This is a genomic window from Metabacillus sp. KH_069 (genome assembly GCF_057838075.1).
In genome coordinates this window covers 1,859,460-1,881,566 of record NZ_CM174460.1, presented here as the reverse complement: position 1 = coordinate 1,881,566, position 22,107 = coordinate 1,859,460, and the positions used below count along the sequence as shown (strand labels likewise).

The following is a 22,107-nucleotide window of genomic DNA, read 5'->3' as shown; positions in this document are numbered from 1 at the left end:
AAAAGGTGATTATGCAGCTGTGTTTTTTTTCATGTTCTGTTCCTTTTCAGCGTCTTTCCGTCCAGGCAGGACCAGGTTTAAAAGAATGCCGATGATGGCTGCAAGCGCCATGCCATGAAGTTCAAATTGTTCACTTACTTTTATCATTGCACCGCCGATGCCGATTACCAGAATGACGGATGATATCACAAGATTGCGTTTGTTTCCGAAATCAATTTTGCTGTCTGTCAGCATTCTGAGTCCTGATGAAGCGATGATTCCAAACAGCAGGATGGACACACCGCCCATAACCGGTGTTGGGATGGAGCTGATCAGAGCCGAAATTTTACCGATAAATCCGAACACGATCGCCATCACAGCAGCTCCGGCAATGATATATACGCTGTATACTCTCGTTATTGCCAATACGCCGATATTCTCGCCGTATGTCGTGTTTGGAGGACCGCCAATTAATGCTGCAATCATCGTCGCAGTTCCATCTCCTAAGATTGAGCGGTGAAGACCCGGTTTTTCAATATAGTCACGTCCGACAACTTTTCCAAGGACAAGCTGATGTCCGATATGTTCAGACAGGGTGACGATGGCGACCGGCACCATCAGCAGGATGATTTCATAAGAGAAGCTCGGTGTGTATGTGATAAAAGGAAGAATAAAGTCCGGTTTTTCAAACACATTTGCTTCTGCTACTTTACTGAAATCTACAAGTCCGATTGCAAGGGCATAAACATAGCCTCCAACGATTCCAATCAGTACTGGGATAAGGCTGATAAATCCTTTAAAGACGACCGAGCAGATGATTGTTATCGCAAGTGTTACTAATGCTACCGAGAAGTAAGTCAGATTATATTCCCCGTCCGGATTATTCATAGCCATCCCGACAGCGACGTTTGCAAGGCTCAGTCCGATTACGATGATGACTGGTCCGACCACTATCGGCGGCAAGAGCTTCATAATCCACTTATAGCCGACCATTTTTATTAATAAAGCTACAATTCCGTATACAACACCGGCCAGAAAGCTTCCTACCATTGCTCCTTCAGGGCCTGCCGCAGCTTTTGCTGCGATGATTGGAGCAATAAAGGCAAAGGATGAGCCAAGGTAAGCAGGAACCTGGCCTTTCGTAATTAAAAGGAAGGCTATTGTTCCAAGTCCGCTTGAAATCAGCGCTATTGCCGGATCGAGACCCACAAGGAAAGGCACTAGTATAGTTGCACCGAACATGGCGAACAAATGCTGAAAGCTGAGCGTGATCCATGTGAGCGGCTTTGGAACCTCATTTACATCCAGCTGTATGGCATTCTCTTGATTCTTTTTCATTTTCATTCCTCCGCTTCTTCTCTTTTTGAGAAACAAAAAACCTCTTTGCATGAGGTGCAAAGAGGCAGAATAATCCCGCCTGACTCAAACTGATCACAGGCGTGTGATTTTCTTTCCCTTTTGCAGCCTCTCTGGACTCCATTAAAAGGTCTTTATTCTTTTTCGTAGATGGTTACTTGATCTGTTTCGTCCACTTCCAGCAGTTCAACTACAATTTTTTCAGAGCTTGAAGTCGGAATGTTTTTCCCCACATAATCTGCTCGGATCGGCAGTTCGCGGTGACCGCGGTCTACAAGAACTGCCAGCTGAATTTGCGATGGCCTGCCAATATCGATTAGAGCATCAAGTCCTGCTCTTACTGTTCTTCCCGTGTATAAAACATCGTCTACAAGGATGATGGTTTTATTAGTAATATCCGCCGGAATGTCAGATCCTTTTACAAGAGGTTCCTGATCGTCCGTTTTTTTTGAAAGATCATCACGGTATAGCGTGATATCAAGTTCTCCGACTTCAACTGGCTTTCCTTCAATCTGTTCGATGCGCTCAGCGAGCCTTTTGGCAAGGTGAATGCCTCTTGTCTTGATGCCGACAAGAATGACTGAATCAATTCCCTTATTCCGTTCGATAATTTCATGTGCGATTCGGGTTAAAGCTCTTCTTATGGACTGCTGATCTAAAACGATCGCTTTTTGCGGCATGATTCTCACCTCTTTTTTTAGAACCTTAAAAAGAAAAATCCCTCTCGCCGTTTTAGCGAGAGGGATTTGGATGCATAGCTTAAAATACGCAGTATTAGCGTATAAGATCCGTTTCCTTCTCAGCCTCACGGGACTGTTTTAAAGGTTCATTTTTGAACTATAGTCATTATGTCAGAATAACATGAGTGTGTCAATGGTTATTTTTAAGTTCTGAGATAACATCCTCAAACTCTGCAGGCAGAGGAGCTTTAAACTCCAAATATTCTCCTGTTCTCGGATGCTTGAATCCAAGTACGCCTGCATGAAGCGCCTGACCGTTTATTTTCATTGTTTTCTTAAGTCCGTACTTTGGATCTCCTACAATCGGGAAACCGATATATTTCATGTGTACGCGAATTTGGTGGGTTCTTCCCGTTTCAAGCTGACATTCGATTAAAGTATATCCTTCAAAGCGTTCAAGTACATGAAAATGGGTAACAGCATCTTTACTGTGCTCATTTGTTACCGTCATGCTTTGGCGGTCTTGTTTATCACGGCCAATCGGAGCATCAACTGTTCCCTTATCATGCTGAATCACTCCATGAACAATTGCCTGATATCGTCTAGTAACTGACTTTTCTACGAGCTGACCCACTAATGATTCATGAGCTTTATCATTCTTCGCAACCATTAAGAGCCCAGACGTATCTTTATCAATTCTATGAACGATTCCCGGTCTCATGACTCCATTAATGCCAGACAGGTCTTTACAGTGAGCCATCAGGCCATTGACCAGAGTGCCTGATAAGTGGCCTGGTGCAGGATGAACAACCATTCCTTTTGGCTTGTTCACTACGAGGACATCACCATCTTCATAATAGATATCAAGATTCATCTCCTCAGGCATCACATCAAGCGGTTCAGGGTCTGGAATGAGAAGGGTGACTGTATCTCCTGGCTGAACCTTGTAATTGCTTCTTGATTCTGCATCATTCACTTTTACATGCCCTTCTTTAATCCAGATCTGTACCTGGCTTCTCGACCAATCGGAATTCTCTGCTGCAAGCAGCTTATCCAGACGTTCAAATTTATTGCTGTCATCAATCTTAATTTCTATGCTGTTCATTCACTTTCTCCTTATCTTGTTTCCCTTCAAAAAGCATGACAATAAATAACAAAGCAACCCCTACACAAAGAGCCGAATCTGCTATGTTAAAGATAGGAAATGGGTATGTTCCTATGTAAGTTTGTACAAAATCCACCACTTCCTGATGAATAACGCGGTCTATAAAATTGCCAATCGCTCCGCCAAGCATAAGTCCGAGCGCAATTCCCATTAATCGCTGGTCTTTTGCAAATTTTTGAATATAGATAACGAGTCCAATTACGACGATAACGGTAATGACATAAAAAAACCACATCTGACCCTGAAGAATTCCCCAGGCAGCACCTTGATTCCGATGTGATGTAATATACAATACGTTTTCAATAACAGGTATTCTTTCTCCGATTTCCAATTCGTTGACAATCAGCCATTTAGACAGCTGATCGAGCGCAATAATAACAAGTGCGATGATATAGTAAAGCACAAGCTTTCCCCAACTTTCCTATAATGTACCTTTGAATTGTATCACAGGCAAAAAAGAAGAGTAAAGCTTGTATCTCATGAAAGCAGTGTTTTAATGATATTCTCCCACTTCATAGTGAGATTGGTGATTGAGATAGAGATGAGGCAGTGATTTTCTTTCATAAAGTTCTTGAAATGCAAAATCATGAATGGTTCTAGCCGTGGGGATAATAGCTAATTTATCAAGCGCAATTGGAGTACCTGTCTCTTCACAAATGCCAAACGTGCCGTTTTCAATCTTCTGAAGAGCTCTTTCTACATCATTTAACTCTTCTTTCACATGAATCATAATTGTTTTTTCCTTGAAGGGATAAAATAAATTTTGTTCATTCATATCCATTTCAAACAAACAATGATCAAACAGCCTTGTTTTCAATTCCTGCTGCATAATTTGAAGCTCATACCAAATGGCGTCTAAACTCATAGCGGACAACTCCTTGTGTACTTGCTTTGTACTCATAGTGTATCCGTTCTCCCGCCGCTCACGCTTTTAAGAATTTTCCTGTTATGACAAAGAAAAGCGGAATCGCCCGTTTAGCTCCGACAGACAGATAAGTCTCATCCAGTAAAGGCGCTTTTTGCTTTTACTGGATGAGACGTTCTGGCCGAGGAGTTGGGCGATGGAGCTAGACACCGCGAAAAGCGGAACCGACTAGTCAAATCGAGGAGTCAATACTGAATTGATTAGGTTACCAATTTTATTGGAGGGGTTTTGGAATTAATTCATGTGGTTTCCGAATTATTTGGAGGGGTTTCCAATTTAATTGGAGAAATTTGTTCTGACCCGGGGGCTAGGAGGTGGAGCTGGACACCGCGAAATGAGCCGAGCCACTCAAATGTATTGAACAAGAAAAAACCGCTGAACAAAGTTCAGCGGTTCCCAAAAATTTAAGCAGTTGTATAATTTTCATCCACAATGGCTGCACAGCGGCTGCAAAGGGTTTTATGGTTTTCGCTGCTGCCGACATCCGTTGTAACAACCCAGCATCGTTCACAAGTTTCACCTTCAGCCGGTTTAACGGCAATTTTCACATGATCAAATACATGAGCATCACTCGGCGCTGCATCATAATCACCTGCAAGTTTAAAGCCTGAAACAATAAACAGCTGCTTGAGGTTTTCTTCAACTGAATCAAGCAATTGCTTCGTTTCAGCATCAACATAAAGCTCAATGCTTGCTGTTAATGACTTGCCGATTACTTTTTCGTTTCTTGCCACTTCAAGAGCCTTCAGCACATCATCGCGAAGTTCCATGAAAGCATCCCATTTTTCTTCTAATGCATCCGCATTTTCAAGTGTTTTCACTTCCGGCATATCCACAAGCTGAACACTTTCTTCAGTTACAGAATCAATATGTGCCCAAACTTCGTCAGCTGTATGAGGAAGGATTGGCGTTACTAATTTCACTAGAGAAAGAAGTGTTTCATGCAAGACGGTTTGAATCGCACGGCGCTCTTTATTGTCTGGCGCTTCGATGTACAGGACATCTTTTGCGAAATCAAGATAAAATGAGCTGAGTTCAATCGTACAGAAGTTATGAACCGCATGGAAAATCGCTGCAAATTCATACTCTTCATAGGATTTTTTCACTTTATCTGTTAATTTATTCAGCTTTACAAGCATGTAGCGATCTACATCGCGCAGTTCGTCATAAGATAGAGCATCTTTTGCCGGATTAAAATCTGCAAGGTTTCCAAGAAGGAAACGGAACGTGTTGCGGATTTTTCTGTATACTTCAGCAACCTGCTTTAAAATATTATCAGAAACTCTTACGTCTGCCTGATAGTCAACAGATGCTACCCATAGACGAAGGATGTCTCCTCCAAGCTGATTCATGACTTTTGAAGGCAGAACAACGTTTCCTAATGATTTACTCATTTTTCGTCCTTCTCCGTCAAGAGCAAATCCATGGCTCAGCACTCCTTTGTAAGGAGCTTTCCCAGTTACAGCAACTGCTGTTGATAAGGAAGAGTTAAACCAGCCGCGATATTGATCAGATCCTTCTAAATAAAGATCTGCCGGACGCTGCAGGTCATCTCTTTCTAATAAAACAGCCTGATGGGATGAACCTGAATCAAACCATACATCCATAATGTCCTGTTCTTTCGTGAACAATCCATTCGGGCTGCCCGGATGTGTATATCCTTCAGGAAGCAGATCTTTTGTTTCACGTTCAAACCAAATATTTGAACCATGTTCGCGGAACAAGTCTGATACATGATTGATTGTTTCATCTGTGATGATTGGTTCCCCGTTCTCAGCATAGAAAACTGGAATTGGGACGCCCCATGCACGCTGTCTGGAAATACACCAGTCGCCGCGGTCGCGGACCATGTTGAATAATCTTGTTTCTCCCCATGCAGGAACCCATTTGGTTTCTTTGACTGCCGTGAGCAGCTCTTCACGGAAATCTTTAATGGATGCAAACCACTGAGCCGTTGCTCTGAAAATCGTTGGTTTTTTTGTTCTCCAGTCATGCGGGTATGAGTGAGTAATAAACGATAGTTTCAGCAATGCGCCTGCTTCTTCAAGCTGTTCTGTAATTGGTTTATTTGCTGCATCATAAAACATGCCTTCAAAGCCAGGTGCTTCATTCGTCATATGGCCTTTTTCATCTACTGGGCAAAGGACGCCAAGACCGTATTTCTGTCCGACAATGAAGTCATCTTCCCCGTGTCCAGGAGCCGTATGAACACATCCGGTACCGGCTTCTGTCGTTACATGCTCTCCAAGGACTACAAGCGATTCGCGGTCGTATAAAGGATGTTTCGCAACCACCTTTTCGAGCTGTGCACCTTTAAGGGTTTTTGAAACCGTATAAGTTTCCCATTCAAGTTCTTTAGCAACAGTTTCTAAAAGAGCAGATGCAACGATGAAAGAATCATCATTTACAGATACAACACTGTATTCCAGCTCAGGATGAACGGCAATTCCAAGGTTTGCAGGAATCGTCCAAGGTGTTGTCGTCCAAATCACGATTTTTTCTCCGCCGTTTAATACATCATTTCCTTCGTTAACTGTAAACGCTACATAAATGGAAGCAGATCGTTTATCGTAGTATTCGATTTCTGCTTCTGCTAAAGCAGATTCACTTGATGGAGACCAATAAACAGGTTTTAAACCTTTGTAGATATAGCCTTTTTTCGCCATATCACCGAATACTTTAATTTGCTGTGCTTCATATTCAGGGTTTAATGTTACATATGGATTTTCCCAGTCTCCCCGTACGCCAAGGCGCTTGAACTGTTCACGCTGGTTATTGATCTGCTCCCAAGCGTATTCAGCACAAAGCTTGCGGAACTCCGCGACACTTAGTTCTTTCCGGTTCACTTTTTTGTTTTTTGTTAATGCTGTTTCAATTGGAAGACCGTGTGTATCCCAGCCTGGCACGTATGGTGCATTGAAGCCCGTCATTGACTTGTAGCGGACGATAAAATCTTTCAGCACTTTATTTAATGCATGCCCCATATGAATATCGCCATTTGCGTACGGGGGACCATCATGCAAGACGAACATCGGACGATCCTTCGTGCGTTCTTGAACTTTTTGGTAAATATTCATTTCTTCCCATTTTTCCTGCATTTGAGGCTCGCGGTTCGGCAAGTTTCCGCGCATTGGGAATTCAGTTTTTGGCATTAGCAGTGTATCTTTGTACTCCATGGGTATTCCTCCAAACATTTTTTAAATAGGCTTAGATGTCAGCCATTAAATCAGAAAACACAAAAAACCTTCTCATCCCATAAGGGACGAGAAGGTTTTCTCGCGGTACCACCCTTTTAGATAACCGGCATTCTGGTTATCCTCTCGACATTCGTAACGTGAATAACGCGTCTTTGCTTACTTTCTATATTGTTTCAGCAAAAAACTCAAGGGTGATATTCACTCATTCTCCTTTGCCGGGCTTCCACCAGTTCCAGCTCGCTTAAAAAGGATAAAATGAGCTACTCTCCCTCTCATCGTTTCATTTTATGATAATTGTAGTAGTGATCGTATTATATGTGAAACTATGTACGCAAGTCAAGATTACACTTTAGATTCTTCGCGTTCTTCGTAAAGTGCTTCCACTTCATACTCTAATAAATGATCCCAGTCGTCATTTTTAAGGAGATCAAGCTGTGCTTCAATCAGCATTTGGAACCGGGTGCGGAAAACCTTAGACTGCTTTTTGAGCTCTTCAATCTCAACTGCGATTTTTCTTGATTTAGACAGCGATTCATTAATGATGCGGTCTGCATTCTTTTCTGCTTCTTTTACGATTAATTTCGCTTCTTTTTGAGCGTGGCGGCGAACCTCTTCAGCTGCTTCCTGAGCAACTAGAATCGATTTATTTAGTGTTTCTTCAATGTTTGCAAAATGACCAAGCTTCTCGGTCAATTCTCCGACTTTTGATTCAAGTTCTTTGCGTTCGCGAATCGCCATTTCGTAATCCTTTATGACTTGATCAAGGAATTCGTTCACTTCATCTTCATCATAGCCGCGGAAGCCTTTGTTGAATTCTTTGTTATGAATATCTAACGGTGTTAAGGGCACTTGTGCCACCTCCATTATGTATTGAATGAAACGTTTCTTTTAAAACAGTATAATTCATAATTAGACAGAAATGTCAAAATTCCTGCTAAATCCCTAAAATTATTTTTGTTTTCCGATGGTCAGCTTCCATTTTTCCTTCTTTGTTCTGCCATCAATCGACATAAGCCTGGATCTCCCAAACCCTCTGACAGAAAGGGTGTCTCCCTCGCGGCATTCAAAAGAAGTCTGTTCAATCACTTTCCAGTTTACTTTTACATGTCCATTCTGAATGAGCAAGCCGATTTTTTGTCTGGATACATTATAAATAGAAGCTGCAACAGCATCTAACCTTAAGGAGCTCACAGTTACAGACAATTCTTGAATTTCTTCATTATGCGGAATTCTTTCACTCCAGGCAAGCTTGCGAAGCGAAACCTTAGCTCTCCCGATTTCGGTTACATTCATTAAAATAAAATCCTCAACCTCTCCAGCTGCCACAAGCTGAATCCGTTCCCCAAAGAACAAAAGATCTCCAAATTTAGACCGCTTCAGTCCAAGAGACATAAGTGACCCCAAGATATGGCGATGCTCAAGAGAGATAAATTTAACCGGATATTGAATTTCGATCAGGGATAACTGAAAATCTTCCAAGGAAGGCGTAAAGTAATCAGGGTAGAGGAGAGCCCGCTTTCGCTCCATGTCATCTCCTGAAAACATGACGTTTACTTCCCCATTTGAACCAACTACTGCCTGTACCATTTCTTGCTCTCTCGGATCAAGAAAGTCAGTCAATTTAGCACTGTATTGATTCAGAACATTTTCTTTCCACTCCATCACCTGATCGATAAAGTGACGCTCTTCTTGTCTAAAATGCTGATAAACATGGTTCACTTCATACAGCTCCAAACCGTTCTAAATGAAAACAGTGCCGCATAAACGGCACTTGCAGGACAATTTTATCCAATCATGCTGAATATTGAATTCAGCCCATATCCCGCAAATCGAAGTGCCAGAAGCGCGACGATTGGGGAAATATCAATCATTCCAAGTGGCGGAATGAATCTGCGGAATGGCTCCAGATAAGGTTCAACGATTTTAGCTAAAAATTGGCCAAAACCGCTTTCTCTTGCATTAGGAAACCAGGAAAGCAGAATATAAATAATAATCGCATACGAATAAATCTGCAATAATGTAAATAATACATCAGCTACTATGCCCATCTAGACTTACCACCTCTGATCTTCTTCAGTTACAATTTCAGATATCGATCCTGCCACATCCACATTATCAGGAGTGCAAAGAAAAATATTTGCCCCTATCTTTTGAATGTCTCCACCTATAGCGTACACAGTTCCGCTTAAAAAGTCTACAATCCGCTTTGCCTGATCATGCTGAATCCGCTGCAGATTGACAACAACAGCTCTCCGGTTTTTAAGCTGATCGGCTACATCCTGAGCTTCAGCATAAACTCTGGGCTCACATAATACCACTTTAGATGATTTTTGAACACTTTGCAAACTTACAACATTCTGTTTCGCTTGCGGTTTTGCGGCAAACGGCTGCTCGTCTTCATAGTCATCTTCCTGATAACGATCCTGCTCAACATACTCATACTCTTCTTCATCCAAGGCAAAAAAGCTTTTAAACTTATTTTTAATACTCAACTTATGACACCTCCGATTTCTTATCCTACCAGGGCAGAGCCTATACGTATGAAGGTTGCGCCTTCTTCAATCGCGATCTCGAAATCATTCGACATGCCCATTGAGAGCTCTTTGCACGGGGCATAAGGCAAGTGCAGCGCTCTTACTTCCTCGCTTAACTCCCTTAATCTGCGGAATGATTGCCTTAAAACACCTGTATCGTCTGTATGAGGGGCCATTGTCATTAATCCTGCCACATTTATGTACGGAAAGCTTTCAAGTTCTTTAACAAATGGCAAAACCTCATTTGGAGCCATACCATGCTTGGATTCTTCCCCTAATGTATTTACCTGGATAAAGCAGTCTATTTTATTATCGGCACGTTTGCTGATTTCTTTTGCCAGTGAAAGTCTGTCAAGCGAATGAATATAATCCGCTAGCCCAATGATATCTTTCACTTTTCTCGTTTGCAGTGTTCCGATAAAGTGCCATTTTGCCTCTGATCCAATTGCTGAATATTTTTCGTTAAGTCCTTCATTCCTGTTCTCTCCAAGATGGCTGATGCCAGCACTTAACGCTTCTTTAGCACGATTTATATCAACATACTTTGTAACCGCAATGATTTGAATTTCATTAGGATTTCGCCCTATTTTCGAACATGTATTTTCAATTCGGGCATAAATTTCATTTAAGTTGTCTGCTACACTCATAGCTGCTTGTGCCTCCTCGTCAGACCAATAAAACTGAACATTCTCCCAGTAGATCCCGCGTCTCTGCGATGTGAAAAAAACATGGAAGATTCACAGCTTGTACAAAAAGAACTCGTCAAAATTCGGTCCTCTTTCACACCTGCATGAATCAGCAATTGTTTGTTCAGCTGTTTTAGATCAAGAGAATATTGTCCTTTAGATACTTCGTAATATGGCAGCGCATCTTTATTCGGCATCACTTGATTGACCCGTTCAATAACGTAATCGTCAACTACATAGCAGCAGTCTCCGATTGATGGTCCAATCATGGCATAGATTGAGTTTACATCAGCTTCTTCGTCCTTTATCCATGTTTGAATCATTTTTCCGCCTATATCTTTTACAGTGCCCTTCCAGCCGGCATGTGCAGTTCCTATCAGCTTTTTATCTTGTTCATAAAAATACAAAGGGACACAGTCTGCATAGCAAAGAGCAAGCATCAAATTTTCTTCTCTTGTATAAAGACCGTCTGTTCCAGGAATGGCTGAATGATAATCGAGTATTCCTTTGCCTCTATCGGATTGCGTTACTTTTTGGATACTGCTGTCATGGATCTGATCTGCACAAACCCAATTTTCAAGCGGCATATTCAATTCTTCTGCCAGCCGTTTTCGATTTAAAACGACATGTTCAGGCTTGTCTTTTACATGAAGGCCAAGATTCAGCGAGTGAAATTCTCCGCTGCTTATGCCTCCGTTTTTTGTTGTAAAACCGACAATCAGCTCATTATTTAATTTTTCCCAGACCGGGCTGTTCAAATGGGTTTCATGCTGCAGTTGAAACGGCTGCTCAGTCATAAAATGTTCATTCCTTTTGTTTACAGATTGCTGCATGTTTTAGATATACACGACTATATTTTACCACATCTTTCCCATTCCGACAGAAAGATTGTTAAATTAATTCATTATTTTGGTCTATCTCCCTATTTACACGCACTAAAATCACATCTTCTCCGATTTTCACGATATTTCTCCAGGGAACAACCAATTCTTCATCTTTCCCGAAAAAACCCAGCACTTTTCCAGTTCCGCTAATAATCACTGCCTGAATTTTTCCTGTTGTCACGTTTATATCAAAATCTGAAACAATCCCAAGCTTCTTGCCATCTGAAACATTGACAACATCTTTCGTCTGAAATTCAGATATATTCATCATCGAAACCGCCCCCTGTTCTTACTTTAACTATATGATTGTACGTCCTGAATCTATTCGAGCTTTTTACGCAGTATTTTTCCTTAAATAGTGATTGCAGAATAGATAAAAAGGACTGTTCAGATGAACAGTCCTAATTTTGTATGTTCTTATTCATTTGTTTGATTGCAGCTTTCTCAAGTCTTGAAACCTGTGCTTGAGATATACCTATTTCTTCTGCTACTTCCATTTGAGTTTTCCCTTGGAAGAACCGCTTTCTGAGGATCAATTTTTCACGGTCATTCAGCCGTCTCATTCCTTCTTTCAAAGCGATTTCTTCTATCCAGTGAGAGTCTCGGTTTTTCTCATCACTCAGCTGATCCATGACATATATCGGATCGCCCCCGTCATTGTAAATCGGTTCAAACAGAGAAACGGGATCTTGTATAGCATCTAAAGCGAAAACAATTTCTTCATGAGGAACTTCGAGCACCCTGGAAATCTCCTCAGCGGTAGGTTCCCTTGAGGTTTTGCTCATTAATTGTTCTCTGACCTGCAAAGCTTTGTAGGCAATATCGCGCAGAGATCTTGATACGCGGATTGGATTATTGTCCCGCAAATATCTTCTGATCTCCCCAATTATCATGGGTACAGCATAAGTTGAAAATTTTACATTTTGGCCAAGATCGAAATTATCAATTGATTTCATAAGTCCAATGCAGCCTACTTGAAACAGGTCATCAACAAACTCTCCCCGGTTGTTAAAACGCTGAATGACGCTTAACACCAGGCGTAAATTGCCGTTTACCAGCTTTTCTCTTGCTGATAGTTCACCGCTTTGCATTTGCCTGAACAAAATTCTCATTTCCTCATTTTTTAGGACTGGAAGTTTGGAAGTATCTACTCCGCAAATTTCAACTTTATTTCTTGCCACATCTTTCCCTCCTAACAGGAGCTGCTGTACAGAGTTAAGTATCTCCTTAGGTGGGAAAAATATGCACATGTCCAGGCAGGGAAAATTATTCATAAACGGGAAAAACCATGCCGGTATTGGAAATTATCTGGGTAAATTTTTTTTTAAACCATTTTGTTGAATTCTTTGCGCAATCTTTTGATAATTCTTTTTTCTAATCTTGAAATATAGGACTGGGATATACCAAGCATATCTGCGACATCTTTTTGAGTTTTTTCTTCTCCCCCCTGTAGCCCAAAGCGGAGTTCCATGATTTGCTTTTCCCTGTCATTCAGCTGCTGAAGAGCTTTCAACAGCAATTTGCGGTCAACATTTGCTTCCAGATCTTTCGTAATAATATCTTCCTCTGTTCCAAGCACATCCGATAGGAGGAGCTCATTTCCATCCCAATCAATGTTTAATGGTTCATCAAAGGAAACTTCTGAACGAATTTTATTATTGCGGCGCAAGTACATTAAGATCTCATTTTCGATGCACCTGGATGCATATGTGGCTAGTTTAATTTTCTTTTCCGGATTAAAGGTATTGACTGCTTTGATTAAACCGATTGTGCCGATGCTTATCAGGTCTTCAATATTGATGCCTGTGTTTTCAAATTTCCTGGCAATGTATACAACTAAACGGAGATTTCTTTCAATAAGAATCGATCGTGCTGCCTGATCGCCGCCCGGCAGCTTTTTAAGAAGAACTTCTTCCTCATCCTTTGAGAGCGGGGGCGGGAGAGCTTCACTTCCCCCTATGTAGTGGATTTCATCCGTTTTCAGGCCAAGCTTCATCAGTAATTTATACCATAGATACGTAATGTGCAATTTTAGTTTTTTCATGGTTCTCCCCCTTCTATTTTCCGATTGATCTGAGTACACTACTACAGGATGATATCACGAAACGTCCTGAACAGCTCCGCTCTGAAGCATCTTCGGATGAACAATGCAGTCGTATTCCCCTTCAGGCGACAGGCTTGTTCGGTTCAATCCAATAATGGCTTTTGGAACCAGTATGGTTTCATCTTTTGTTGTGATCATCATTTCATCAGGTTTAAGGCCAATTAAAAACTGATTTGATTTTCCAACTACACGGAACGGAATAATCCGCACCCTGTTCTCTAGAGGATGTGATTCCTCCGAAGATGACAATGCCGTCATGACATCTTCCTGAAGGGCTATATTCAGAAGAACATCCGGCAGGAAACCTCTGAGCTTGCCTGCATCTGCTATCATCACAGGAGACTTTGAAATCGGATCATAAAGCTGATTGCCGCTGTCGATAAGACCTTTTAATAGAATTGTCGAGTCCCCTACTTTAATGAATACACTGACGATCTGATCATACTGGATTTTTTTCATTTCCAGGTCATCAAGCCGCTTTCTTGAAAACATCCAGGCAGCGGGAAAACCGGCCAGCACGAACAGCCAGCTGACAGGGTCACCAAAGCCTCCTGAGTTTGTCATGAGAATGCCGTCAGCAAATCCGATTTCCGTCTGAATAAAATAGTGTGCTCCCATCATCCCCCCGCCTACCATAAAGGTGACAAAGTAAAAAGTGAACAGGGACTGTGCAAAAAACTTAAACCTTTTAAAACCAAAGGCAGAGAGCACCATAAGAATAGATACAAACAGCTTTCCAAGTGGATGCATTGCTAAAGGAGCAAACGGCGTAAATAGCAGAATAACGATACTGGACCCAATTAAGGCTCCTATAATGATCCGAAGCTTCATGATCTTCCTTTTCAGCAAAATGGCTGTAAGAAGCAGCAATAGCAAATCAAACGAAAAATTCAAAAACCAGATTACATCCAAATAAATGGCCACGTGAAACTCCTTTCCGAAGGTTTTCACTTACATATAAAAAAGGATGAAGGCACTGTCCGATTGGATAGTAATAGTATAGCTGAGCAACGCCGGTGAAGTCTGTCAGTTACTGCCGATAAAATAGAGTATTTTTGATAGAAATCGCTGCTATTTGTCGATGAAAAAGGGTGGAAAAGCATTAGAAATTCTGTTTACTGAATAGCTATAGTCTTTTCAAAATATAGGGAAAACGAAAAAACTCTCATTCCTGTTTTGCTGGAATGAGAGTTTTTCTTCTGTTTATTACTTCGCCGGCTTCTTGCCGCCTATAAACAGCTTTCCTTCTGCTACTGCTCTTGTTTCGTTGCCAAAATCATCTTTTGCAATGACTTCGACTCTCGCACCGTCAGCCTTCATGTTTGAAGTTGCTGTGTAATATCCTTCGTAATGACCAGGTGCCGTTTCTCTCAATGGAAGCTCTGTTGCATTTTGAATGCCCGCATTAGTGAGCGGCATATGGATAACGAATGTTGCATCTAAATCTTCTTCGCTGTCAAATTCTATTTTCACACTTTCCCCTGACTTGATGTATTTATCTTCGGCAGGTTTTAGATTCTCAATGACCGGAGCATCGTATTTTACATATACTTTAACGCTTTTCTTTAAACGATTTCCTGCTTTGTCAGCTGCAAGAACGGTAATCACATTCTCTCCGTTTTCAAGCAGGATCCGTTTAGAGAATTTGCCGTCTTTGACTGCTGCCTTTTGACCATTGACTTTTATCCAGTCTAGATGGTCATCTGAAACGGTACCGCTGACCGTCAATGCCTCTGTATTCAGTTTTTGGCCGTCTTTTGGATTTTCAACAGTGAACTGCGGTTTTGTTTTGTCCAAAGTAACTTTTACCGCATTAGACGCATCAGTCATGCCTGCATCTGTGCTGGATTTGGCTGTCAGTACATTTTCACCAGCATTAAGTGTTACTTCTGCACGGAATATACCGTTTTCAGAAGCTTGTACAGAAGCTGCTTCTGTTTCTCCATTGTAAATATGAACGGTAGTAGTCGGTGATGCATTTCCCTCAACAACAGCTGTTTCTTGATTTGTAAACGAACCGTCTTTAGGAGACGTAATTTCAGGTGCTGTCACCTCATAATCCACAATTGCCCGGATCATATAGTTTCCTTCGTCAGCAGGTGACGGTGACCAGGATCCGCTTACCATCTGCCAGCTGCGGCCGGCATTTTCACCATCTTCATCTGTTGCAAGTCCAGGTGAGTTAGGGTTTGCTTTTGTTTGGATGTAAACCATATAGAAGTCTCCATCGACGACTACACCCTGGTCAAGCAAATCAACCATTGTCCATTCTCCGTTGCGCAGAGCTGTTGCATTGATTGGTCCTGCAAGCTTTTTGCCCGGAGCTCCGTCAGTTCCTGATGCATCGTAGATCGCAACCTGGAACTCAGTGCCTCCAGGTACAGGCCATTCTGTATCCCAGAACCTGAACAGGCCTCCAGTGACCATTGCACGGGTATTTCCTTCAGCAAGAGACATTTTAACCGCCCAGCCATTACCTGCTGCATTAAAGGCTCTCGCGTTTTCAGCTGTACCGTCGTCATATCCGATTTCACCAGGATACCCGATGAATGGCTTGAGCGTAATATTTTGAACAGTTGGCTGTTCTGCATCAATCACGATGCTTGTATCCTTGGCATAATAGGAAGGTGCCATCGCTTTTAACGTATAGTCTCCTTCATATGCTTCAATCGTATATTCCCCTTGTTCATTTGTCTGAACAGGTGTAATTGCTGCATCTTCAACAAGCAGAAGCGTTGCGTTTGGCACTGGCTCCCCTGTCGCTTCGTTTGTAACTACACCGCTGACTGTTCCTTGAGGAAGTTCTTCAAGAACAAAGTTCGCTTCTGTTATGCCGTCGTTTTCAATCGTGATCGGCTGCGTTTGTGCAGCGTATCCGTAGGCTTCTGCCTTGAGTGTAAATGATCCGGCACCGTGAACCATTTCATAGCTGCCATCCTGAAGACTTGAGTATGTGGATCTTCCGGTTTCAACAATGCTCACTTCTGCTCTCATTGGAAGAGCAGCAGGCAACGCAGTTTCCTGCGATCCTTTCACAGCCCCGCTGAATGGTGCAGGCTGAATTTTATTTGGATAAACTTTTTCCTTTTTCTCCGTGGCTGCTTTATCCGCACTTGCAGATTTGCTTTCTAAGCCCAGACTTGCTTTGTTTTGAATTTCAATGGCCGTATCAGACAATTTAACATCATCGATGTACCAGCCGTCTTTTACAACGCTTCCGTCAGAGGTTACATTGAACGCAACATAAATCCGCTGGCCCGCATACTGGCTGAGATCAACCTGGCCGTCTATCCAGCTGGCTGTATTTCCATTAACCCTAAGGGCCTGTGTCCATGTTTCCTGATCGGTTGAAACGAAAACATGGCCATAGTCATATCGCGCTTCAAGTTCATGCCACTGCTTAAATTGAAGGAAGGCTGATCCTTCTGCAGGCAGATCAATTGGAGGCATAAGCAAATTCATATTTGCTCCATTTTCATAATCGCCATCAAGATTCGTAGCAAAGACTTTTTCACCTGAAGCTGCATTGCCAGGACCGTTTACCGGCGCTCCATGCTCCCAGCTGTTTTTCACTCCGTAAGAAGTCCAGCCGGCTGCGCCAGATTCAAAATCCTGCTCATAGCCAGTCGTAATGCCAGGCTGAACTGAGACTTCATACTCTTCGGAAACAACTTCATTTGCCCCAAAATCAACGGCTTTCCACTTATAGACTAGTGTGCCTTCGGCGATTGCTTCACCTGGAATCACCGCTTCGTAATTTCCATTAAGGAAATCCCCTGAAATTCTTGCAGCTTCAGCTGTCTGCCATTCTCCGCCGTTGCTTTGATAGTGAAGAGAAACATTCGTAACGCTTATATTATCGCTTACAGACACTCTAAGAGATAGGTTCATTCCTTCAAATGTTTCAGCGGGTGCCGTGTGCTCTATAACCGGAGCCTCGGTATCTTCCCCTTCTTTCGCAACTTGTCCTTTCACTTTTCCAAGACCTGTCATTAGAGAGGAGACAGCATCATATGCATTTACCAGGCCATGGCCATAGCCGTTATTAGGTGAGCTGGTAAAAGTTGAATCAGTCAAAGGTGTTGCCGTTGTTGTCAGTACGTTTTCAATTTCATCTACAGTAATGGAGGAGTCTACCTGTCTCAGCAAGGCAACGACAGCCGAAACGTGAGGCCCTGCCATTGATGTTCCATTCCAGCCGCCTTCATAAACACCGCCAGGAACAGATGAACGGATGTTTACTCCCGGAGCTGCAATATCAGGCTTTGTTTCATCATACGGTGAAGGCCCTTGCAGAGAGAAACTTCCTAATTGGTTATTGATGTCCGTTGCACCTGTTGCAAAGGATTCAGGATAGTTTGCCGGATTGGCAATCGATCCTGGGCCGCCCGGATTAAATAATGTCGTGTTTCCGGCAGAGAACTCTGGAAAGATGTCTGCAGCCCTCCATGCATTAACCATCGGTCTGTACCATTCATCAAGCCCAGCTCCGCCGCCCCATGAGTTGTTGACTACATCTGGAGCCATTTCTGGATGAGGGTTACCTTCGGCATCTTTTGGAGCTAAAATCCATTCACCTGCTTCAAGCAAATCAGCATCTGTTCCGCCATTTGCAGTAAAAGCCTTAACAGCAATCCATTTTGCTCCCGGAGCAACCCCGATTTGATTATTTCCATTCGGTTCTGCCCCAACCATGGTTCCAGTTACATGTGTTCCGTGCCCTTGATCGTCATATGGCACTGCCTGGTTTGCCGTTGCATCGAACCAGCTGAACTCGTGATTCGGCGTATTTGGTGCAGCTGGATTAAAGCCGCGGTACTTTTCTTTTAATGCCGGGTGATCCCATTGAACCCCAGTATCAATTGAAGCAACCACCGTTCCGCTACCGTCGATGCCCATCTCCCATGCTGCTTGCGCACCAATCTGATTAATGTTCCACTCGGTTGCAGCAGGATTTGCTTTTGCATCAGCCTTTTTCCCGGATGTTTTTTCTTTCACTGCAGTCCCGGCTGCCAGCTGCCGGACTTCGTTTGGAAGGACCTTGTCCACCTCAGGAAATGCAGCAACCTTTTCCATGACTTCCTTTGTAGCCGTAACAGCCATTCCATTAACAATGTAGTATGATCGGATGTCTTTGGCATTGCCTGCCTTTTCTTGTTTCGTTAAGTACGTTTTCAAATTCTGCTGCGTTTCAAAGGCTTTTGCCCGAAGAGAAGATACAACAGCCGAACGCTTCTCATACTTAGCTTGAGTCTTAGATTTTTTTGATGCGGTTTTTGCAGCATTTTTTGCGACTTTTGCTGTATCAACCTGTTCTTTCAGCTTAATGAGAAATGTTACCTTCTCTTCCTTTTTAAAAGACTCAGCTAGCTTCTTTGAAACTTTTTCAGCAGCTATGTTTTTTTGGTCCTTTACTGATGTACTGACGCTTGTGCTTGCCATTGAAACACTTGGAGCAAGCAAAGTAAGCAGCAGGATACAAATTGACAAAATACTGACCAATTTCACACGTTTCTTCCGCATTCCTTAAATTCCCCCTTAATTTGTAATTCGCCGTTAACGATCCCCCTTTCTGCTTGAATGTCTGTCAGTTCTGAGATGCTATCTTAAATGTAAAGAAAATTTTTAGAAAATTTTGTCATTTTATGTAGCCAAATTCTTCCTGTTAATAAAACAAGTGTTTAGTAGGATATATATGGAAATACATCTGAGGCTAAAGCATGTCACCTGAAAATGGCGGTCCTTGATCAAAGCAGGCTATTACAGGAATTATAGAAGATGGATATGGAGGTCAAACTATCTATATCAAAAGAAATAACATAAAAATAAACATTTATTACCACATTTAACTTTAATTGGATAATAATGATTTAAACAAGCTGCGGCTTTTGTAATAGTAAAAGGGTTAGTTAAAAAGAAAAGTGATGGATATATGAGGACTATTAGAGCAAGCTGCAAAGAGGATTGGTTCAAATGGTTTATATAAATAATTTGGAGGAAAATAAAAAAGACATGGCACTTGGGCCATGTCTTTAAGTGTTATCGGCGTTTATTGCGGTTTCTTAAGAATGTTGGGATATCAAGTGTATCTTCACCTTGCTGCATAGAACGGTTTGTCATTTCTTGTGCAGGCTCTTCGCGCTCGCGCTCACGCTTCATTTCTCTTACGTCGCGAGGCTTTGGCATAGGTTTTGCAGATGTATTATTCCCAAAAGGTCTTGATGCCGGTTTGCTGTGGTTGATCTCAACTTCATTGAAACCAGTTGCAATAACCGTCACGACAATTTCATCTTTTAAGTTTTCATTAATAACAGATCCGAAAATCATGTTTACATCTTGATCAGATGCAGTCGCTACAATATCAGCAGCTTCCTGAACTTCGTACAAGCTTAAGTTTGAACCGCCTGTAATATTCATCAGGACACCTTGAGCACCATCAATTGATGTTTCAAGGAGGGGACTTGAGATTGCCTTCTTAGCAGCTTCTGCAGCTCTGCTTTCTCCAGTTGCAACACCAATACCCATTAATGAAGATCCTTTATTGGACATGATTGTTTTAACATCAGCAAAGTCAAGGTTAATTAATCCAGGTACAGCGATTAAGTCGGAAATACCTTGTACACCTTGGCGTAAAACGTTGTCCGCTTCACGGAAAGCTTCAAGCATAGGAGTATTTTTATCTACGATTTCAAGGAGACGGTCATTTGGAATGACGATTAATGTATCAACTGATTCCTTCATAGAAGAAATTCCGCCTGCAGCCTGCATTGCACGCTTGCGTCCTTCAAATGTAAATGGACGAGTGACAACACCTACAGTTAAAGCACCTAAGTCTTTAGCGATCTGGGCAATAACCGGAGCTGCTCCAGTTCCTGTTCCTCCGCCCATTCCCGCTGTAACGAAGACCATATCAGCGCCTCTTAAAGCTTCTTCAATCTGTTCTTTGCTTTCTTCAGCTGCTTTTTTTCCTACTTCAGGGTTAGCACCAGCTCCAAGACCTCTTGTAAGCTTTGAACCAATTTGCATTCTTGTTTCTGCTTTGGACAGGTTCAGTGCCTGTGCATCAGTGTTCACTGCGATAAAGTCTACTCCCTGAACACCGTGTTCTATCATACGGTTAACAGCGTTGTTTCCTCCGCCGCCAACCCCTATTACTTTAATTGTTGCCATGCCATCAATATTGCTTTCAAACTCCAACATACAAAATCCTCCTAATCCATCGAATGACTTCCTCTTGATGCAGGTTATTCAAAGAAGTAACCAAAGAATTTTTTTACTTTGCTTTCTTTTTTCTCTTCTTTTTCTTTTGGTTTTGAACGCTGCTGCTGATGCTGCTGATGCTGAGGTTCTCTTTGAGACGTTTTCTCAAGCTTATCAGGAACAACATTCGAACTGATGCTTCTGCCTTGAATCTTCGCATTTTTATAAGCAAATTGGATTAATCCTACTCCAGTCATATATTGAGGTTCTCTTACACCAATATAATCCGGGCTTGCGATGCGGACATTGTTTTGCAGAACAGCCTGTGAAATCTCAAGTACTCCCGGCATGCTGACCGTTCCACCAGTCAGAACAAATCCGCCGGGCAGGTCTCTTACTCCAAGTCTCTTAATCTCGTGTAATACTAGTTCAAACATTTCTTCAAGTCTAGCTTCTATAATATCAGATATTTCAAGCTGATTGAATTGCTGTTTTTGGTCTGTGCCAATAATTGCAGCTTCAAACACTTCTTCTTCAGAAGCATAATCATAGAAAGCATGTCCATGTTTTACTTTAATGCGTTCTGCTTCATCCGTTGTTGTGCGAAGTCCGATTGAAAGATCCTTCGTAATATTCTCTCCGCCAATTGGAAGAACGCTTGTCGTTTGCAGATGACCTTGATCAAAAACTGCAATCGTCGTTGAGCCTCCGCCAATATCAACCAAGGCTACACCGAGGTTTTTCTCATCTTTTGATAGTGCAACGGCTCCTGAAGCAAGCGGCTGCAGACAAATATCCGTTATTTCAAGGCCTGCTTTTTCTACACAGCGAAGCAGATTATGTAAAATCGTTCTAGATCCCGTGATGATGGTACCTTCCATTTCAAGACGGACACCAATCATTCCGCGCGGATCGCTGATTTCATCCAAACCATCGACTATGAACTGCTGAGGAATTACATCTATTATTTCTCGTTCTGGAGGTATAGACATAACTTGAGCTGCTTCAATGACTCTTCTTATGTCCTCATTAGCTATTTCACGATTGTCACTTGAAACTGCAACAACACCGTGACAATCCTGCAACTGAACGTGATTGCCAGTCACCCCTACTACGACTCTTTTAAGCGGTATGCCAACCATTCTTTCTGCCTGCTCCACCGCTTTTTTAATAGAATGAACGGTCTCGTCAATATCAACGATCGACCCTTTTCTTAATCCTTCAGATTTCACATTGCCTACACCTATAATGTTTAAATTATCATCTGCCATTTCACCGATGATAACCTTAACACTGGATGTACCGATGTCTAGACTTACAAAGATTTCATTGTTGTTCATTCTATGGCACCTCCTTAACTTATCATTTCCATTCTATTATTAGAGGAACAACAATAC

The 22,107-nt window shown here is 42.1% G+C and carries 19 protein-coding genes and 1 other annotated feature; all 19 genes read right to left on the bottom strand.

Translation table 11 applies throughout. From position 1 onward, the window contains the following. Nucleotides 1–9 precede the first annotated feature (9 nt). On the bottom strand, nucleotides 10–1,317 hold the full coding sequence (locus tag AC3ISE_RS09300; RefSeq protein ID WP_489223973.1) for a solute carrier family 23 protein: 1,308 nt from the start codon (nucleotides 1,315–1,317) through the stop codon (nucleotides 10–12). Between the two features lie 152 nt (nucleotides 1,318–1,469). After that, nucleotides 1,470–2,015: a bifunctional pyr operon transcriptional regulator/uracil phosphoribosyltransferase PyrR gene (gene pyrR, locus AC3ISE_RS09295; protein ID WP_489223972.1), complete on the bottom strand. Its 546-nt coding sequence runs from the start codon at nucleotides 2,013–2,015 to the stop codon at nucleotides 1,470–1,472. 190 nt (nucleotides 2,016–2,205) lie between these two features. After that, entirely contained in the window at nucleotides 2,206–3,120 is a 915-nt protein-coding gene (locus tag AC3ISE_RS09290) for an RluA family pseudouridine synthase (protein ID WP_489223971.1), read from the bottom strand. After that, complete coding sequence (gene lspA, locus AC3ISE_RS09285) at nucleotides 3,101–3,583, bottom strand: signal peptidase II (RefSeq protein ID WP_489223970.1); 483 nt, start codon at nucleotides 3,581–3,583, stop codon at nucleotides 3,101–3,103. Before lspA ends, AC3ISE_RS09290 begins: the two co-directional genes overlap by 20 nt. Nucleotides 3,584–3,673: 90 nt before the next feature. Beyond that, nucleotides 3,674–4,045, bottom strand: a complete 372-nt coding sequence (locus tag AC3ISE_RS09280) for a TraR/DksA family transcriptional regulator (protein ID WP_489223969.1) — start codon at nucleotides 4,043–4,045, stop codon at nucleotides 3,674–3,676. A 464-nt stretch (nucleotides 4,046–4,509) separates the two neighbouring features. Continuing rightward, on the bottom strand, nucleotides 4,510–7,281 hold the full coding sequence (gene ileS, locus AC3ISE_RS09275) for an isoleucine--tRNA ligase (protein ID WP_489223968.1): 2,772 nt from the start codon (nucleotides 7,279–7,281) through the stop codon (nucleotides 4,510–4,512). 79 nt (nucleotides 7,282–7,360) lie between these two features. Continuing rightward, nucleotides 7,361–7,587 (bottom strand) — a binding site (T-box leader). Nucleotides 7,588–7,644: 57 nt separating this feature from the next. Beyond that, nucleotides 7,645–8,151 carry a DivIVA domain-containing protein gene (locus AC3ISE_RS09270; protein ID WP_070879099.1) on the bottom strand — a complete coding sequence of 169 codons (507 nt, stop codon included), beginning with the start codon at nucleotides 8,149–8,151 and terminating at the stop codon, nucleotides 7,645–7,647. 99 nt (nucleotides 8,152–8,250) lie between these two features. Next, entirely contained in the window at nucleotides 8,251–9,021 is a 771-nt protein-coding gene (locus AC3ISE_RS09265; protein ID WP_489223967.1) for a YlmH family RNA-binding protein, read from the bottom strand. A gap of 65 nt (nucleotides 9,022–9,086) precedes the next feature. Continuing rightward, nucleotides 9,087–9,350, bottom strand: a complete 264-nt coding sequence (locus AC3ISE_RS09260; RefSeq protein ID WP_223442120.1) for a YggT family protein — start codon at nucleotides 9,348–9,350, stop codon at nucleotides 9,087–9,089. 6 nt (nucleotides 9,351–9,356) lie between these two features. Beyond that, nucleotides 9,357–9,794 (bottom strand): cell division protein SepF, encoded by a 438-nt coding sequence (locus AC3ISE_RS09255; protein ID WP_070879097.1) that lies wholly within the window; start codon nucleotides 9,792–9,794, stop codon nucleotides 9,357–9,359. A gap of 20 nt (nucleotides 9,795–9,814) precedes the next feature. Next, nucleotides 9,815–10,483 (bottom strand): YggS family pyridoxal phosphate-dependent enzyme, encoded by a 669-nt coding sequence (locus tag AC3ISE_RS09250; protein ID WP_489223966.1) that lies wholly within the window; start codon nucleotides 10,481–10,483, stop codon nucleotides 9,815–9,817. Then, nucleotides 10,480–11,319 carry a peptidoglycan editing factor PgeF gene (gene pgeF / locus AC3ISE_RS09245; protein ID WP_489223965.1) on the bottom strand — a complete coding sequence of 280 codons (840 nt, stop codon included), beginning with the start codon at nucleotides 11,317–11,319 and terminating at the stop codon, nucleotides 10,480–10,482. Before pgeF ends, AC3ISE_RS09250 begins: the two co-directional genes overlap by 4 nt. 94 nt (nucleotides 11,320–11,413) lie before the next feature. Next, a complete protein-coding gene (locus AC3ISE_RS09240) occupies nucleotides 11,414–11,677 on the bottom strand; it encodes a YlmC/YmxH family sporulation protein (RefSeq protein ID WP_133311249.1) in 264 nt (87 codons plus the stop codon). A gap of 130 nt (nucleotides 11,678–11,807) precedes the next feature. Then, nucleotides 11,808–12,656, bottom strand: coding sequence for an RNA polymerase sporulation sigma factor SigG (gene sigG / locus AC3ISE_RS09235; RefSeq protein ID WP_249042921.1), 849 nt, complete (start codon nucleotides 12,654–12,656; stop codon nucleotides 11,808–11,810). A gap of 74 nt (nucleotides 12,657–12,730) precedes the next feature. Further along, on the bottom strand, nucleotides 12,731–13,450 hold the full coding sequence (sigE, locus tag AC3ISE_RS09230) for an RNA polymerase sporulation sigma factor SigE (RefSeq protein WP_070879092.1): 720 nt from the start codon (nucleotides 13,448–13,450) through the stop codon (nucleotides 12,731–12,733). Nucleotides 13,451–13,504: 54 nt separating this feature from the next. Beyond that, nucleotides 13,505–14,434: a sigma-E processing peptidase SpoIIGA gene (gene spoIIGA, locus AC3ISE_RS09225; protein WP_489223964.1), complete on the bottom strand. Its 930-nt coding sequence runs from the start codon at nucleotides 14,432–14,434 to the stop codon at nucleotides 13,505–13,507. 282 nt (nucleotides 14,435–14,716) lie between these two features. After that, complete coding sequence (locus AC3ISE_RS09220) at nucleotides 14,717–19,033, bottom strand: S8 family serine peptidase (protein WP_489223963.1); 4,317 nt, start codon at nucleotides 19,031–19,033, stop codon at nucleotides 14,717–14,719. Nucleotides 19,034–19,549: 516 nt separating this feature from the next. After that, on the bottom strand, nucleotides 19,550–20,710 hold the full coding sequence (gene ftsZ / locus AC3ISE_RS09215; RefSeq protein WP_070879089.1) for a cell division protein FtsZ: 1,161 nt from the start codon (nucleotides 20,708–20,710) through the stop codon (nucleotides 19,550–19,552). A gap of 44 nt (nucleotides 20,711–20,754) precedes the next feature. Continuing rightward, a complete protein-coding gene (gene ftsA / locus AC3ISE_RS09210) occupies nucleotides 20,755–22,050 on the bottom strand; it encodes a cell division protein FtsA (RefSeq protein WP_430007328.1) in 1,296 nt (431 codons plus the stop codon). Nucleotides 22,051–22,107: the final 57 nt, after the last annotated feature.